Annotated in this window: 12 protein-coding genes; 6 read left to right on the top strand and 6 right to left on the bottom strand. The window is 43.6% G+C overall.

Annotated elements, in window-relative coordinates:
• Positions 1-13: 13 nt before the first annotated feature.
• The 5 genes from AC3FZD_RS14690 (at position 14) to AC3FZD_RS14670 (ending at position 6865) form a co-directional block, all read left to right on the top strand.
• On the top strand, positions 14-4984 hold the full coding sequence (locus AC3FZD_RS14690; protein ID WP_488736754.1) for a PAS domain S-box protein: 4971 nt from the start codon (positions 14-16) through the stop codon (positions 4982-4984).
• 3 nt (positions 4985-4987) lie between these two features.
• Positions 4988-5374 carry a response regulator gene (locus tag AC3FZD_RS14685; protein ID WP_488736753.1) on the top strand — a complete coding sequence of 129 codons (387 nt, stop codon included), beginning with the start codon at positions 4988-4990 and terminating at the stop codon, positions 5372-5374.
• 98 nt (positions 5375-5472) lie between these two features.
• Positions 5473-5850 carry a hypothetical protein gene (locus AC3FZD_RS14680; protein ID WP_488736752.1) on the top strand — a complete coding sequence of 126 codons (378 nt, stop codon included), beginning with the start codon at positions 5473-5475 and terminating at the stop codon, positions 5848-5850.
• A gap of 10 nt (positions 5851-5860) precedes the next feature.
• The gene (locus AC3FZD_RS14675) at positions 5861-6241 is read left to right on the top strand and encodes a response regulator (RefSeq protein WP_488736751.1); all 381 of its coding nucleotides are present in this window, start codon (positions 5861-5863) and stop codon (positions 6239-6241) included.
• Between the two features lie 312 nt (positions 6242-6553).
• Complete coding sequence (locus tag AC3FZD_RS14670) at positions 6554-6865, top strand: DUF1830 domain-containing protein (protein WP_488736750.1); 312 nt, start codon at positions 6554-6556, stop codon at positions 6863-6865.
• A 13-nt stretch (positions 6866-6878) separates the two neighbouring features.
• Here AC3FZD_RS14670 and AC3FZD_RS14665 read toward each other — a convergent pair whose 3' ends face one another.
• The 6 genes from AC3FZD_RS14665 to AC3FZD_RS14640 all read right to left on the bottom strand — a co-directional run bounded on the left by AC3FZD_RS14665 (position 6879) and on the right by AC3FZD_RS14640 (position 15546).
• Positions 6879-7994 (bottom strand): tetratricopeptide repeat protein, encoded by a 1116-nt coding sequence (locus AC3FZD_RS14665; protein WP_488736749.1) that lies wholly within the window; start codon positions 7992-7994, stop codon positions 6879-6881.
• A gap of 140 nt (positions 7995-8134) precedes the next feature.
• Positions 8135-10666 (bottom strand): methyltransferase, encoded by a 2532-nt coding sequence (locus AC3FZD_RS14660; protein ID WP_488740352.1) that lies wholly within the window; start codon positions 10664-10666, stop codon positions 8135-8137.
• A 233-nt stretch (positions 10667-10899) separates the two neighbouring features.
• On the bottom strand, positions 10900-11973 hold the full coding sequence (locus AC3FZD_RS14655; protein WP_488736748.1) for an acyltransferase family protein: 1074 nt from the start codon (positions 11971-11973) through the stop codon (positions 10900-10902).
• 53 nt (positions 11974-12026) lie between these two features.
• A complete protein-coding gene (locus tag AC3FZD_RS14650; protein ID WP_488736747.1) occupies positions 12027-13130 on the bottom strand; it encodes an acyltransferase family protein in 1104 nt (367 codons plus the stop codon).
• A 99-nt stretch (positions 13131-13229) separates the two neighbouring features.
• Positions 13230-14642 (bottom strand): ABC transporter ATP-binding protein, encoded by a 1413-nt coding sequence (locus AC3FZD_RS14645; RefSeq protein WP_488736746.1) that lies wholly within the window; start codon positions 14640-14642, stop codon positions 13230-13232.
• A 76-nt stretch (positions 14643-14718) separates the two neighbouring features.
• A complete protein-coding gene (locus AC3FZD_RS14640; RefSeq protein WP_488740351.1) occupies positions 14719-15546 on the bottom strand; it encodes an ABC transporter permease in 828 nt (275 codons plus the stop codon).
• Positions 15547-15774: 228 nt separating this feature from the next.
• Between AC3FZD_RS14640 and AC3FZD_RS14635 the strand changes: the two genes are divergently transcribed.
• Positions 15775-17217: a circularly permuted type 2 ATP-grasp protein gene (locus tag AC3FZD_RS14635; protein ID WP_488736745.1), complete on the top strand. Its 1443-nt coding sequence runs from the start codon at positions 15775-15777 to the stop codon at positions 17215-17217.
• Positions 17218-17339: the final 122 nt, after the last annotated feature.

Genomic DNA, 17339 nt, shown 5'->3' with positions numbered 1-17339 from the left:
GAACCAAACAGAGATGACCCTGATCAGGCGATCGGATATGGTGTTTTCAAATTATCGATGCAATTCTATAGAAGAGACGAACCGCAACCCATGCTCAGAGCGGTTTAGCACTCAACTGGCTACTGATCGGGAAATTCATAAAGCTTTGGCTGTTATGGAACACCTCATGCTGATTATCGATCTCAATGGCCAGCAGATTAAGGTGATTCCCACTCATATACAGAGTCATTGGATAGAACTAACGATACAAGAATTATCAAGGGATTGGGTGTTTCGCCTCATGGAGGAGGCGATCGCAACTCAAATCCCCCGATTTTTTCAATATCAATTAACCCATAATCATCAACTAACCCGCTCTTTTCAAGCACAAATTTACCCTTACGCTGAAAATACTATTCTTTGGGTTGCTGTTCCCCATCCTTCTCTCTCTGCTCCGGCGAGTCTTCCTTCACTCCTAGCAGAAATCACGCTCAAAATTCGCCAGTCTTTAGATTTAGCAGATATTTTAGAAGCGACCACAACTGAACTTGGTAAATTACTCCAAACTGACCGTACCTTAATTTTACAACTGCAAATCGATGGCTCGGCTCTTGTGATTCAAGAATCGGTTTTACCCGGATGGCTGTCTTTATTAGGGCAGAAAATTTATGACCCCTGCTTCGAGTCCTATAAATCCCAATATCTTCAAGGCCGAATTAGTCAATTAAACCAAATTGATAGCCTTAGTCAAGATTCTTGCTATCGGGATTTTTTGGAATATTTTCAAGTTCAAGCCAATTTAGTAATTCCGATTGTTAGTCAAGATCAAATCTGGGGATTTATTATTCTTCATCAATGTGCCCATCCTCGCAAGTGGCAGCCTTGGGAAATTGATTTGATCGAGCAATTAAGTAATCAAGCGAGTATTGCTATTAACCAATCTGCTATTCTGGAAAAATTGAGGCTTGTTGCTCAAAAACTGACGTTTCATTTTGAAAATTCTCCCCTAGCAGTGATTGAATGGAATCAGGAATTTCGAGTGAGTCAATGGTCTAGGCAAGCCGAACATATTTTAGGCTGGAGTTTTGGGGACGTAGCAGGTCAACATTGGTCTCAATTATCCTTTGTGTTTGAACCCGATCTCGAAGAATTTAAGCAGTCTGTTTTTAATCTGATTGATGGCAGTCAAGATCGGCAAATTTCTAGCTATCGCAATTTAACTAAAACAGGAACAGTTATTTATTGTGAATGGTATCACTCTGTTCTCCGGGATGAAGAAGGAAATGTGCTATCGATTCTTTCTTTGGTACAAGATGTTAGCGATCGCCAGAAAGCAGAAACAGCTCTGCGGGAAAGTGAAGCCCATTTTCGGATCACCTTTGAGCAGTCGCCTATTGGGATGAGTTTAAATAATTTAGATGGTACAGTTGTACAAGTTAATCCAGCCTATTTGCATCTTTTAGGATATGATTTTGCTGAATTAAAGCAATTGCCCAGTCGTTACTTTGTTCATCCTGACGATCTGCATATTGAACAAGATCTTTATCAGCGACTGATTAGCCGCAACATTGATTATTATACTATAGAAAAAAGACTGATCAAGAAAAACAAGGAAATTGTTTATACCCTTTTAAAAATCGCCTTGATTTATGATGACAATGGAAATCCTTTACATCTCATTTCACAAGTAATTGATATTAGCGATCGCAAGCAAGTTGAAGAATTTCTGCGGCAGAGTGAAGAACGTTGGCAACTGGCAATTCAAGGCAATCATGATGGAATATGGGATTGGAATGTACAAACGAATGAAGTATTTTTCTCTCCACGATGGAAAGAAATGTTAGGCTATGCTGATGATGAAATTAGTCAGACCATAGAAGAATGGACACAACGAGTCCATCCCGATGATTTACCCTGGGCGATGCGAGCCATTCGCAAGCATTTTAACCAAGAAACTCCTTTCTATATGAATGAGCATCGATTACGGTGCAAAGATGGCAGTTATAAATGGATTTTAGATCGAGGCAGAGCCTTGTGGGATGAAGGGGGAAATGTGCTGAGAATGGTGGGTTCCCATACCGATATTAGCGATCGCAAACAAGCGGAAGCTGCCCTGAAAGAAAGTGAAGCCCGCTATAGTTCTTTAACCAATGATGTACTAGATAAATCGGCTGTGGGTATTTTTATCCTTGATGCTGAATTTAGGGTGGTGTGGGTCAATGAAACCCTAGAGAAGTTTTTTGGCATCAAGCGAGAAGAAATTATTGGTCGGGATAAACGAGACCTCATTCGCGATCGCATTCAATACCTGTTTGCCGATCCCCAACGGTTTCAGGATACCGTGCTGGCCACCTACGAGAATAACACCTATATCGAAAACTTTGAATGTCATATTCTCCCCCATGAAACCCATCAAGAACGATGGTTAGAACACCTGAGCCAACCCATCCAATCCGGCTTATATGCAGGAGGCCGGATCGAACACTATACTGATATTAGCGATCGCATCCTCCATGAAGCTGAACTTCATCGCCTCAACCGCGCCCTGCATACCCTCAGCAACTGCAACCAGGCGATCGCCTCAGCCATGCGAAACACGATCCTCCGTGTCACCACTGAAACCGACCTACTCCATCGTATCTGTGAGATTCTGGTCAATGGTGGCGGATATCGCCTCGCTTGGATCGGCTCTGTCCAACAAGACCCCCAGAAAAGCATAACCCCCATAGCCAAAGCCGGACACGATCTCGGTTATCTAGACTTACTCCACATCACCTGGGCTGATACCGAACTGGGGCGAGGCCCTACCGGAACCGCAGTTCGCACCGTTCAACCCTGCGCCTTCCAAAACATCCTCACCAACCCCCTCTATACCCCTTGGCGTGCAGAAGCCGCCCAACGGGGTTATCGCTCCTCTATCGCTCTCCCCCTAAAGACCGACCAAGGCGTATTTGCCGTCCTTAACCTCTACTCCAGTCAAGCTAATGCCTTTGATGCCTCTGAAATTCAGCTTTTGTCTGAATTGAGTGAAGATGTTACCTATGGGATTATGGCTTTGAGAACCCATCATGCCCATGCAGAAAGTGAAGAAAAATTCCGCCAACTGGCCGAAAATATCGATGATGTTTTCTGGATGACAAGCGGCAATCAACAGGAAGTTCTCTATGTCAGTCCTGCCTATGAAAAAATTTGGGGACGCACCCAAAAGAGCTTGTATGAGCGCCCCCAGTCTTTCGTAGAAGCCATACATCCGAGCGATCGCTCCAGAGTAATCGCCATGCTCAAATCCTCTTATACCTTCGATCTCGAATATCGGATCGAGCAACCCAACGGCTCAATTCGCTGGATCTGGGATCGAGGCTTTCCCATTCTCGATGCTAACGGTCAGATCTATCGCCGAGCAGGCATTGCCAAAGACATTACTACCCGCAAAGAAACAGAAGAACTGCTCAGACGCACCAACGAACACCTAGAAGTCCGAGTGGCTCAAAGAACGACTGAACTTGCCTCAGCCAATCTCAGACTGAGAATTGAACTCGAGCAAAGACAACAAACAGAAGCTCAATTGCGAAATTCCCATCAACAATATCGCACCCTTGTCCAGAATTTTCCCCAAGGGGCAGTATTCCTCATCGATCGCCACTTTCGCTATACCATTGCCGATGGTGTAGGATTAGCCGCCATGGGACTCGATAGAGGAGAACTAGAAGGGCAACTCATTGCCCAGGTTCTCCCTCGTGAGCTGCTCCAAAGTACCGAGTTTATCTATCATGCCTCCTTAGCGGGCCAGACCGTAGCGACAGAAATTACCTACCAAGAACGAATCTATCACTATCGCGCCAATCCTTTGAAAAATGAGCAGGGCCAGATCTTTGCCGGTATGGTCGTCATGCAGGATATTACGGCCCAAAAACAAAGTAAAGCCATTTTGGAGGAGGCCGAGCGCCGATGGCGGACGCTGCTCGAAAATGTACGGTTATTAGTAGTAGGGCTGGATCGCCAGGGAACTATAGAATATGTCAATCCCTTTTTTCTGGAGTTAACGGGTTATCAAGCCTCGGAAATCATGGGCAAAAACTGGTTTGATACCCTCATTCCCGCCCATGCTTGTGCCAAAGTCCGTCGTACCCTACAAGCACTGCTCACTCCCGAAGGCAATCCCCATTATCAACAAACCCTCCTTACCCAGTCGGGAGAAGAGAAAATGATCGCCTGGAATAGCACACAGTTACATAATGCCCAGGGTGAGGCAATTGGTACAATGAGTATTGGTGAAGATATCACTGAACGCTACGCCATTGAACGGATGAAAGATGAGTTTATTTCTGTCGTTAGCCATGAGCTACGTACCCCTTTAACTTCTATTCATGGGGGGCTGAATCTCTTGTCGAGTGGTTTGGTCGATCCCAGTTCGCCTAAAGGAAAGCATGTGATCGATATTGCGGCTGATAGTGCAGAACGTTTAGTGAGATTAGTCAATGATATTCTGGAATTAGAGCGCCTAGAGTCCGGTAAAATCCGTTTACAAAAACAGGCGATCGCCGTCAACCAACTCTTGCTTCTTGCCGTAGAGCAAATGCAGGTGATGGCCAGCCGCGCCGGAGTGACCCTTGTGGTCTCGGAACAGACTTCAGGCGTAGAGTTTTATGCGGATGTAGACCGTATGTTACAAGTGCTGACCAATTTGTTAAGTAATGCCATTAAGTTTTCCGATCCTGGAGATTCGGTGACGTTAACCGTCAGGGTAGGTTCTGCTGCCCAGCTCACGTTTAGTATAGAAGATCAGGGTCGGGGCATTCCAGAAGATAAATTAGAGTCCATTTTTGAGCGCTTCCATCAAGTGGATGCCTCCGACTCCCGTCGCAAGGGAGGCACGGGATTAGGTCTAGCCATCTGCCGCAGTATCGTCGAACAACATGGGGGCAGGATTTGGGTAGAAAGTCAGTTAAACCAAGGTAGTCGGTTTTCTTTTTCTTTACCCATTGATAGCCAAGGAGAAGGGTAAATTATGGCAAGCAAACGAATTTTAGTGATTGATGATGATGATGGCGTGCGGGAAATCATTCAGATTTCCCTAGAAGCGGCGGCTGGATGGGAGGTGATCCCCACTTCATCGGGACAAGAGGGGATAGAGCAGGCGGCGATTGAACAGCCCGATGCCATTCTTTTAGATATGATGATGCCAGGCATGGATGGTAAGGCCACTTATCAAGCGCTACAAGCCAATCCTTTGACTCAGAAGATTCCCACCATTCTGCTTACAGCTAAGGCCAAAAATAGTGAAAAACAGCAGTTTATTGAAGATCTAGGGGTGACTGGGGTGATTACTAAACCCTTTGATGCTATGGGGTTAGTGCAACAAATTTGTTGGCTGCTCCATTGGCCAGAATTATAAAGAATTGTTAAGTTTTATTCCCTGGGCAAACAGAATCACAAAATCCTCACATTTGTTTTTTATAGTTTGGGGGCAAAGATTAATTCAGGGGTCAAACAGTGAGAGGCTCTAAATCTGAGAGACCCAAAAGTGGGGAGAGTCAAGCGTCGTCTGTTGACGGACTATGGACGGACACGGACTATATTAACCTGGCGATCGATGTTCTCAAAACTCAAGATCCCGCTCTCATTCATTCGCTGACCGATTTCCTGATGGTTTTGCCTAATCCCAGCCAAATCGAAGGAGTCCTTCAAGATGCCGTCGATCAACTCGCTCAGATTGATAGCAATACCCATCAGTGGATCTTAGACCATTCAGGTTGTTTGATGCCTTATGTCGATCTGCTCGATGGTCAATCTTCTGCATCCCAGTCTGATTGGGGTTATCCAGATCCTCACACTACAGCCTTCTTTGCCTCAACTCGTTTGTCCACCTAGGAGAATAGTTATGTATCCGAAGATACTATTGATTGAACAGACTGGACAACTTCGGAAGTTGCTCAATGATATTCGATCTTTTGCAACATTTAATTTCATTTCCACCACTGAGCCTTCCTTAGCTTTACAGCTGTGCGATTATCTATCCCCCAATATGATTTTTGTGGACTTTGAACTTTCTGAATTGCATGGATATGAATTTTCACAACAGGTTAATGGCGGTTTTGAACGTCCTCACATTCCCTTAATTGCGATTATCCATCCCGCCCATATTATTGAGCATAATCAATCTCTGTATACGGTAGATAACTATTTGTTTAAGCCAGTCACTATTGACCAATTGCGAAAAAGTATTCAGACTTATTTGCTGGATAAACCAACCTATGTGTAATGGTTTGTGTTCAGTGGTTCTTGATTGAACTTTACAGGAGGAGACATGATGTTAGAAGTAAATTGTCCTTGTTGCTCTTATCCATTACTCAGGCATATTAGTTCTACAGGAATGTATTGGTACTGTAGTCATTGCCATCAAGAAATGCCGGTGAGTTTGATGAGACCATTAGAGAGCGATCGCCCAATAACTTCTCCATTTACCGAAGAATGGCTTAGGTATAAAAATCAAAAAATGTTTGCTATGGGTGCATAAATACCATTAATCCATCGTTGAATCCATTCGTTACTTTTTACTCAGGAGAGATTCGTCATGTTATATCCCCAAGCCTTTGACCAAAAAAGCTGGATGCTGTGTTACTACAAAAATGAAAGTCAAACATTACAAATCTTAACTATTGATAATGTGGAAGATTGGTACTTTGAACGGCTGGTTTATCCAGAAGAGAGATTGGCATTTGAAGCACCAGAAATGGCCCAATTACAGATTCACTATCAATCGGTGGGCGAAGAGCAAACGATAGAAATCATTCCTTGTTATCAAATTCGGGTTCGATATGGATTAGAGTCTGAAGTAACTGGGAAGACGAATTTAAAGGTTGTTTCTATTAATCGTAGTGCTTAATTAGGAGTACAACTTAAGGATTTTGAAGCATCTGAATCCGATTGGAGAAATAATCGGTTTTTAAGTTGAGATGCTGGGCTAATTTGAGTCCTTGTTCAAGGGCAGATATGGCTTGATCCCGTTGATTAAGGGTGCTATGGATTTGGGCAATTTGCTCATAGGTGTTCATCATGCCATAGGCATCATAAGCCTGGGCTTGAGTGGCGAGAAGAGAGCGATAAACCGCTAAGGCTTGGGGAAATTGTTCTTGTTGTTGATAGAGTTGGGCAAGAGATTGTAGGCTCTGGGCAGCATGGGCAAGTTGTTGCTGCCCAAAGGCAGTTAGGTAGGCTTGTTCGTAGAGTTGGGCACTGGTTTTGAGGTTTCCTAGGGTTTGGTAGTGTTTGGCGATCGCCATTTGCTCCTTGGGAATTTCACTGACTTGCCCTAACTGATTATACAGGTTAATCAGATTCAGTCGAGTTTCGATCGCCCCTTCCCACTGTTGCATCTGCTCATAACTATAGGCTAACTGATGATAGGCCTGAATTTGAGTAAGAGCATCCTCCTGCTGTTGGGCAAACTTCAAAACCGCTTCATAGCCTTCAATAGCTTGGGGATAATCAAACCAATTGAGATGAGTTTGGGCAATTTGCACCAGAAGCGCTCCTTGTTCCTCCTGATGGGATTGCTCGATTGCTCGATTCAAGAGTTTTTGATAAACTACTACAGCAGATTGGGGCGATCGCACTTGTTGATAAGCTCTTCCCAACTCCTGTAAAGTTTCCGTATCTCCATCCTCAACTTCCCTTTGAATCTCATCTAACCGGGTAATAATTTGTCGAATCATAGCCGACTCCCCCTCCAACCAAGCAATAGCTCCGACTCGCGAGAGCGCTTGAATTTCCTCAATCAGTCCCAATCCTTGGCGTAACTCTAATTCCCGTTGCCAAAGTTGGAACGCTTCCGGTTGATTGCCCTGTTGTAATAACTCTAGAGCTTGTTGATGGAAAGTATCCAGCTCTTCAGCGTTTACAGAATCGGCTGCAACGGGCAAAGTCCATAACCCTCCCCAGCAAACGATCCAAGGAACTAGATATAGCGCTACACGCTGAGAAACCAGGAGTCGGGGGTGGGAATTTGCAGTCATATGACATCTGAGTCCTCTATTAAATATCAATTTAAAGTAGTGCGAGCATCTTGCTCGCTAGAAGAAGGCAGCGAGCAAGATGCTCGCATTACTTGTTTAGACACGCTACCCTACGCACTCCTAAAATCTAAAATACTAAATTACTCCTTAATTAATCCGAGATTTTTCTTCAGTTGTACCCATTTCATCCGCAAGCGCCAAGCTTTATTCGCTTTAATCGCTGCTAATTCCAGGTTACGGTGATGCAGTTGACTATTTAAGTCTTGAAGTTGAGCATTCAGTTGAGCTTGAATATCGGCGGCAAGATTATGGGTATGTTGCAATTCAGCATTGGTGTTAATCAACTGCTGATTAATTTGTACCGCTTCGGAGTGGGATTGATTCAGTTCTTTTTGGGTTTGTTCCAGGTGATAATTCGCTTGTTCAAGTTGAGATCGCAGTTGATTGGCTATATGCTTATACTCTTCAGCTTGTTGTAAGAGGGCTTGACTTTCCTGCATCTTCTTCTGAATCAGGGACTTTTGGTATTCTGATTCTTCATACTGCGATCGCATCCGTCGCAACTCTTGAGCTTGTTGATCGAGTTCTTTCTGTTTAATTCTCAGCCGTTTCCCATATTTTGCCGCACTTCCCACTTCCTGCCAACACCGAAACGCCCAATCTTGGGGACTCAAGGCTTGAATTTTCGCCAATTCCGCCTCTAAATCGAGATCCGCAGGCATTACCGAGTCTACACTGTCCCAAGCACCCGCCAAAGTTTCCAACTCATTATAGAGAGAAATGGCATCTGGGAAAAAAGCCTGAATCAGTAACGGTTTATCAGTTTGAGAAACATCCCGTCGGAGCAAATCCGGTTCAATAACCGATGAATCCACAACACCCAAAGATAACTGCCATTTATCCTCAATCGCTTGTATCCAGCCTTGCGGATTGTGGACAATGGCATCTAGATTTGCTAGGAAGCAACGCTCTGGATAGGTTTGGGCAAAATCGAGCATCAGCCGGTTGTAGTGCATCCATAACTCTACCGCCTTTTCGGGATAAGCAGCGACCACTTCATCGGAACCGCGACGATAGAGGGAGTCTACCACTTCCCAGGGGGAGCGATAGATGAGAACAAAATAGGCTGAGGGGAGTAAATCAGCCCAAAACTTGAGAAATAGGGTAGTACGGGGATCTTTCCATCCCCACAGAGGGCGTTTAGTTTTCTCTTTGAGCAGGAGTTTGGCGCTTTGATGATAGCGAGGAGCAACAATCATTTCTGATTCTAGGCTGAGTCCATCGATTTCTAAGCCTTGGGAGCGCAGGACATTTTGGTGGAATTCTACGAAGTCTAGATCTTCAAAATGACCGCGATCGTTACCTATTGTAGAGGCGACGAGGCGATCGCCCAAATTAACCCCTAAATTATTCAGCAACGACGCAGTAAGGGAAGTGCCAGAGCGATGCATTCCCCCCAGAATAAAGATACCCTCAGCCAACCCTTTACCAGACGACTGTCCCGACTCCAAACTGGCGAGTTGTGCCAAAGTTTGACAAACTAGCATCCGTTCTAAATTTCCTGTTTCCCCTATCGCTTTAATCATCACCACATCGTTACGCTGCACCTGACTATGGTTCAGATGACACACCCAAGAACCATCCACACGGGGAACACAGCGATGAATCATCCGATCATTCACCCACAACTCAACCGATTTAGCGGGTGTCGGGGCAGGTTTAGCAATCGATTGATTTTGCACATCAGATGTCGATAAACCTGCCCCTACAGAATTTAGACTCCAGACTTTACCCTTAAACTCCCAATCTCCAGAAGAGTTAAGTTCTGTACTCTCCAGAGAGCCTTGGGGAGGATAGATGAAGGTAAAATTAGACCAGTCGGCACTTCTATTCTTAGTCACAACATACAAATCTTGATGGTCTGCCAGTCCTTTGGGGATGCGATGATAGGTGGCACTGGGCCCTAAAATTTGATAGAGGGCATGTTGGATAAACTCTTCGCTGACGTATGTTGTGCCGTATACGGAGGCATCTAGGGTACGACTTTCACTTTCGGGGATGAAGTGAAAACCCGAAGCTGAGAGGGAAAAGGGATTAGGCGCTAGGGTAACATCATGGGTGCTAAAAATCAGTAATCCCCCGTCATTCAGATGACGGTAGAGGGTTTTGAGCCAAGGGATAAAGGTACTTTCGGGGATGTGACTGAAGAAGGAGCTGGCGAGAATACAGTCAAAGCTTTGGTTAATTTTGTATTCCGTGGGGGTGAGGGTAGATAGCACACCCTGAACTTGGAATTGTTCGATTTGAAATTTTACGGCTTCTGGATAGATATCGGAGATCCAAATCTTTTCAGCCGGGAGAACTTGATTGAGAAAGCGGGTAAAGCGTCCATATCCTCCGGCAAAGTCGAGGAAGGTGGAGAGGTTGTCCCAACTGCCGAAGTGATGGGTGATAATTTGTTGGATGCTTTGGAAGATGCGGAGTCCATTGCCATGATAGCGGATAGCGGCTTGGGTGGGGTCGCCGTTGGTGTTCTCTAGAGCCATGAGGAACATCTCGTCGTTTTCTGAGATGGTGCTGTTGAAGGAGTCGCAGGAGGGAAGCACTGCTCCAAGAAACGATGCTAAGATGCGATCGCTCCTTCCTTCCTCAAGACGTTGACTATCAATCATACTCACGGTAGTTAACACTCCCCTCTACTCTATGGACGCTAACCGTATATTGTATAGCGTGATGCGCTAGGAATAGGCATCGGAAGGGGAAGAACCCTAATTTAAAATTTAGGGAGCGAGACGCTTCCACTCCAGTAATATCAAGCGATTCGAGGAGTGCAGGCATCTTGCCCGCTTCTCTGCTTCCCATTAACTGGACTTGATATTACTTATAGCAAGTTTTTATTTTTCAATCAATTTTGAAATATACCATATAATTTTGGAAAACAATATCGATCGTAAAATTTTTGTATAGTGTAACTCACAAAAACAATTAACGGAATTCCGAAAGCAACCAACAAAAAACCATTCAAATAATTGTTTTTAATTGATAGCTTTTCCAATACAAGGGTACTTACAAACCAAACCGGTCTGTGAAACAAAAATATACCATAAGAACAGTAAGATATCAATCCTATGAATTTATGGATTTTTGAGTTCTGGAGTTTTTTGTAGATTAAATCGCAAATTGCATAAATCCAAGCCACAAAAGACAGCATCAGTATAGTCCATACTAAGTTTTGGAGACTTGCACTGCCTTGAATTATATCAATTTTTTGGGTTTCTTCCATAAAAAAGCATAAGGAAAATATGAGCGGAAAAAACAAATAATTGATTATCGCTATTTTTTTCCACCAAGATCCTCCAAAAATTTGGTACTTTATGGATAAAATCCCAGACAAAAAAACAAAATAGTATAAATAAATCCTGTCATCTATTACTTTCGCCTTATAAGACAATAAAAAACTAACTACAGCAAAAAATACAGCTATTATGATTTTATATACAACTTGAATCTTTTTTGTATTTAAAATACAAAATAAAGAATAATAAATTATGATGAGTCCAATAAACCATAAGGTCATAATTGGTTTGTAGAATTGTGTAAAAACTAATTGCAATCCTAGAAAATGAATGCCAATCCTGGAAAAATCAGATATATTATTCATCCAACAGAATTGGATCAAAGCCAAATAGTATAAGGGCACAATTCTCAATATCTTTTTTAACCAAAAAGATTTGACCATCGTCCAGTTGGAAAAACTGACTTGCTTAATATTAACAAAATATCCCGATAGAAATACAAATAGCCCAAGTCCAAAGTACCGATTTAATTCATTTAATGAAGACAGATCTAAGTTTTTACCAAAATGATTTAAATTATAATAATTAAAGCAGTAATCTGGTAAGTGATGAAAAAGAATGATCGATATAGCGATAGTTCTCATCCAATCAAAAACTACCAGCCGATTTTCTATGTTTTTCATGATTAAAGAATATTGAAACAAGTATTAGCGTTATGGTTACCTGCGTGCCAATTTTACTTGATTGAGAATCTTGATTGACGCAGGCGATCCAGGTAAATCGGATATAATTGTTTTACTCTATACAGGCTCGTTATAGCATAACGATTATATAGAGTCAAGAGAATGTAAGATACTCCGACGATCAGGGGAACGCCGAGGAAGACTAAGCCCGCAGTGATGGTATAGATATTGTCAATGAGTAAGAGCGATCGCATCATCTGCTCTAGAGCAAACCAAATCGGACGGTGAAAGAGGAACATCCCATAAGCACAATAGGCAATGGCATGGAAAAAGCGGTTCAATTGGGAATGTTGACAAACCACATCAGAAAGGCGATAAATCAATAGCACAAAGGAGAACATCAACAAATTGAGTAAAATAGTGTTGTGTTCAATGGGTAGATGATATTTATTTTCCCACACCCAGCATAGGGGCAAGATCGCGAAAAATACCCCCGTGTTTAGAGATAAGGCTTTTCGCCAAAGCCGATGTTCAAACCAATTATTTTTCGCGGCTAAAATTCCGCACAAAAAGGGTAAGCTATAGCAAATCAGCCGAAAATCAGTAACGTTCAGATAGGTGGAACTGAAGAACAAGGTTAAGGGAAAAATAGCTAGAATTAGCCCTTTGTAGAGGGTGGGGATTTTGTCAATATTGAGCAGGGAGAAGAGGCTGTAATAGACTAAAATTAATCCCACATACCATAAAGTGGGTAAGGGAGGATAGCTGTTAGAAGCAAAAATGAGTTGTAAACCCAAAACATGGATCAGGATTTGCCCCCAATCCAACATACTATAGAGATAACAAAATAGGGCAAGGGAGAGATAGTAGAGGGGGAAGAGTTTCGCCAGCTTTTTGAGCAAGAATTTCCCGGCTGTTGGCAGATCGGGAAAAGTTAATTGATGTCGGTTGGTTAAGATTCCGGCAAGGAAGACTAATAGCCCTAAACTACACTGAAGGCTGAGATCGTGTAAGACTGATAAATCAACCGTTCTGCCGAACAGGTGGACATGATAGGATTGGAAGCAATAATCGGGGAGATTGTACAGTAAGATCAGAGAAATTCCTACGGATCTCATGAAATCTAACCGGGATGAGCGATCGACAATTGGATGCATAGTTCTAGGATTGATGAGGGTGAACTATCATCGTAGGGTAGGGATTTACTACCCTACTAGACGAGGAAATATAAGGATATTTGTAGGGGATTTAAAAAACTAGCTATTATCATCGAAGACTTCTAGTTGTGGCTGTGAATTTTCTGCCCAGCTACTGTTTAAGGTTAACTTGGGTTCAATCTTAAAATCGACTGTGCCATTGCCACAAATGACTTCATCTGGATTTACTCGAAACATAGCCGCATCAATACAACGGGCAAGATATATAAATTCTTCATCCACTATTCCAGAAACTCCGGCATTGAGGAAATAAACTCCGGGATGAAGGAAGCATTCAAAGGAAAATTGAACGGTAATCACTTGATTGGGTTCAAAGTGAGAGATTTTATGGAATGATTGGCTCACAGAGGCTCCTCCTAATTCTAACCCACTGATGGTTTTAATTAACATGCCAAAGCGCACGTTTTGAGCCATTTTGGAAAAGTGGACTTGGAAGGTGTAAATGTAGGGTTGTCTGCGAATCAGATGGTTGACGAGTCTACCAGATAGGGTTTCAATATGAGGGTCGATAATTTCTGCCCCTCTGGTAGTATAGGAAAGGGTATGTTCGGGGTTGAGATGGGGATCGTAGTAGTCTCCTAATGTGGGTATGGATGGGGATAGCTTCGAGTCTTGAGGGGGGGAAGATTGACCATTGGTTTCTAATTTTTCTGAGGTGGTAATGGTTTGCTGTTGATGGGATTTTTTCAGTTCTTCCCGCAGGATATGGCTTTTGTCGGAGGGCGCGTAAATTAGTTCTTGATATTTGGAGACGACGAATTTAGGTTTATTGCTCAGGAGAATTTCGCCTTTATCCATGAGGATAGCCCGATCGCACAATTCTACAACCGACGAAGCAGCATGAGATACAAATAACACCGTCCCGCCGCGATCGCTAATGTCCTGAATCCGAGCAAAACATTTGCGCTGAAAAGCTTCATCCCCTACAGATAGGGCTTCATCCACCACCAAAATATCCGGCTCCACACTGGTTGCTACCGCAAAGGCCAAGCGCACGAACATCCCGCTAGAATAGGTTTTTACCGGTTGTTCAATAAATTCACCGATATCGGCAAAGGCAACAATCGAATCAAACTTAGCCTGAATTTCGTCCTTGGTTAAGCCCAATAACTGACCATTAAAAAAGACATTCTGTCGCCCGGTAAATTCGGGGTTAAATCCACTGCCCAATTCTAACAGCGCCGATAACCGTCCATTAACCTGCACTTCCCCAGTCGTTGGAGTTAGAGTAGCGGCAATAATTTGCAACAGGGTACTTTTCCCCGAACCATTGCGCCCAACAATGCCCAGGGTTTGTCCTTGAGGAATTTCTAAATCAATATTATGGAGCGCCCAAAACTCTTGCCCCCTAATTTTTCCCGGTAGCAATAGCTCCTTGAGGCGATCGCCCGGATGGGCATATCGCTTAAACGACTTAGAAACACCTTTTAGTGAAATCACCATTTCACTCATGGAAACACAATATCTTTAGTCCGCGCGATCGTCAACCTACCTGACACTCTCCCAGGAATAGCCATAACCCCCTCCCCTAGATCACATCAGCAAATGCGGGGCGCAGTCGTCGATAGACCCACAAACCCCCTGACAACATTACCAGAGAAACGCCCAAAGCACTCATCCATTCTCCCCAATGTTGCATCTGCCCCACTAAAATCAGATCCCGGTAAGTTTCTGAAATTGCCGCCAAAGGATTAAGCCAAAACACCAACTGTTGCCAAGGTTCAGGAATAATGCTCACCGGATACACAATCGGAGTCATATAAAACCACAAATTAGTAATCACCGCTAAACTTTGGGGAATATCGCGCAAAAACACCGTTAACGCGGAAACCAAATACCCTAAACCAGCCGTGAGGAATAATTGGGGTAACCATGCTAAAGGCAACAATAACAGCGTCGGATGCAGCGTCTGCGTAATCAATCCCGTCAATACAATCAGGGCAATTAACCCCATAGAACTTTCAATAAAGGCGCTCAGAACCGGTACAAGGGGCAACAACCCCAGGGGAAAGACCACTTTCTTAACTAAATTAGGTTGACTAATCACCGCATTCGAGGACTGAAGCAAACCGGTCATAAAAGCAGTCCACGGTAGCAGTCCCGCAAATAACCATAACCCAAATGTGAGGTTATTGGCCGCCATTCCCTGAAGATTAAGCTTTACCTTCAGGACGATGGAAAACACATAGGTGTAAATCAGCAACTGAGAGAGCTGATTGAGCAATGGCCATAAATTTCCCAGCACCGAACCCTGATAGCGAGCAGCTAAATCCCGGTGAACTAAACTTTTGAGTAAGTTAGCCTGAAGCAACCATGGACGGTTTCCCCAAGATTTGGCGATCGCCTCTAACCCCATTCCTCTCCTATTTGCCCTCAACAAAATCCATCCCCTCTCACCACTCAACAATAGCTCAATCCCAGACTCCACAGAGCATGGCTTTCAAATTCTGACATTCTCCCTGACTAGCCTGCAACGGTGTCTTTACCCAAAGTTTTGTAAAATCGTAGTCTCGGTTACAGTAATTCAGTCTATCTCATCTCTATATCATAAAGTATTCAACCCACTCGAATTTTATCCATTAGTGTGAATTTTGATTCCTACAATCCAGGGGACTTCTACGATGAACTCTTCGGCCCCGATGGCAATCCTCGGCCCGAATGTAAACCCCTCATAGACCATTTCAACCACCTCTCCCGCGAACACCTTCACAAACGGCAACAAGCTGCCCAGATTGGACTCTTCAAGCTGGGGGTAACCTTTAACGTCTATGGCGCAGAAGAAGGAACTGAGCGGATTTTCCCCTTCGATCTCATTCCCCGCGTGGTCTTATCTCAGGAGTGGAAAACCCTAGAACAGGGACTCAAACAACGGATTGAGAGTCTGAATTTATTTATTGCTGATATTTACGACCAGCAAAAAATTATTAAAGATAAGGTCATTCCCGAAGAACTCATTTACTCGGCCACCGGATTTCTCAAACCCTGCATGGGCCTTAAACCCCCCAAAGGAGTCTGGTGTCATATTACAGGAACCGACTTGGTGCGCGATAAAGATGGAAAATGGTACGTTTTAGAAGATAATTTACGCTGTCCTTCTGGCGTTTCCTATGTCCTGGAAAATCGCCGCGTAATGAAAAGCACTTTTCCTCAAATTTTCAGCCTGATGAATATTGAACCCGTAGATCAGTATCCTGGCTGTTTGCTCGATGCCTTACTCAACCTAGCCCCTAGCCATATCCCAGAACCCACTGTAGTAGTTTTAACTCCAGGAGTCTATAATTCAGCTTATTTTGAGCATTCGTTTTTAGCCCAGCAAATGGGAGTAGAGTTAGTTGAAGGCCGGGATTTGGTAGTGGTTGATGGCTACCTACAAATGCGAACCACCAAAGGACTACAACGGGTGGATGTGGTTTATCGTCGCATCGATGATAGCTTTATCGATCCTACTGTGTTTAATCCGGATTCTTTATTAGGGATTCCCGGTTTAATGGAAGTCTATCAGGCTGGACGAGTAGCCTTAGCCAATGCCCTAGGAACTGGAGTAGCCGATGATAAGGTCATTTATTCCTATGTTCCGGAAATGATTCGCTATTATTTGGGCGAAGAACAGATTATAGAAAATGTTCCAACTTATTTGTGTTGGGAGCCAAAACAACAAGACTATGTGCTAAACCATCTGGAGCAATTGGTAGTGAAAGCAGCCGATGAATCCGGAGGCTATGGTATGTTAGTTGGCCCCAATTCTACAGCCGATCAACGGGAAGAGTTCGCCCAACGCATTAAGGCCAATCCCCGTAAATATATTGCCCAACCCACCCTCTGTTTATCTAGGGTTCCTACGCTGTTGGATGGTAATATTGAAGGCTGTCATGTAGATTTACGTCCGTATATTCTGTATGGTGAGGAGATTTCTGTAATGCCAGGAGGATTAACACGAGTTGCCCTCAAGCGAGGCTCTCTAGTGGTGAATTCTTCTCAAGGGGGGGGGAGTAAAGATACTTGGGTTTTGCGAGATGAGTTGGTTTAACGACGTTGAATGTCATGAACTTAACAATAAGTAAATTTTCGTTAATTATTGCTAACCCTGAGTTGGCGAAACTCAAGACCATCTCCTATGCTGATAGTAATGAGTTTTTTATGACATAAAAA

The sequence above is a fragment of the Roseofilum sp. KMC-1 genome, assembly GCF_057802075.1.
Note: the sequence above shows the minus strand (reverse complement) of the source record. Positions and strands in the feature narration are given on the sequence as shown.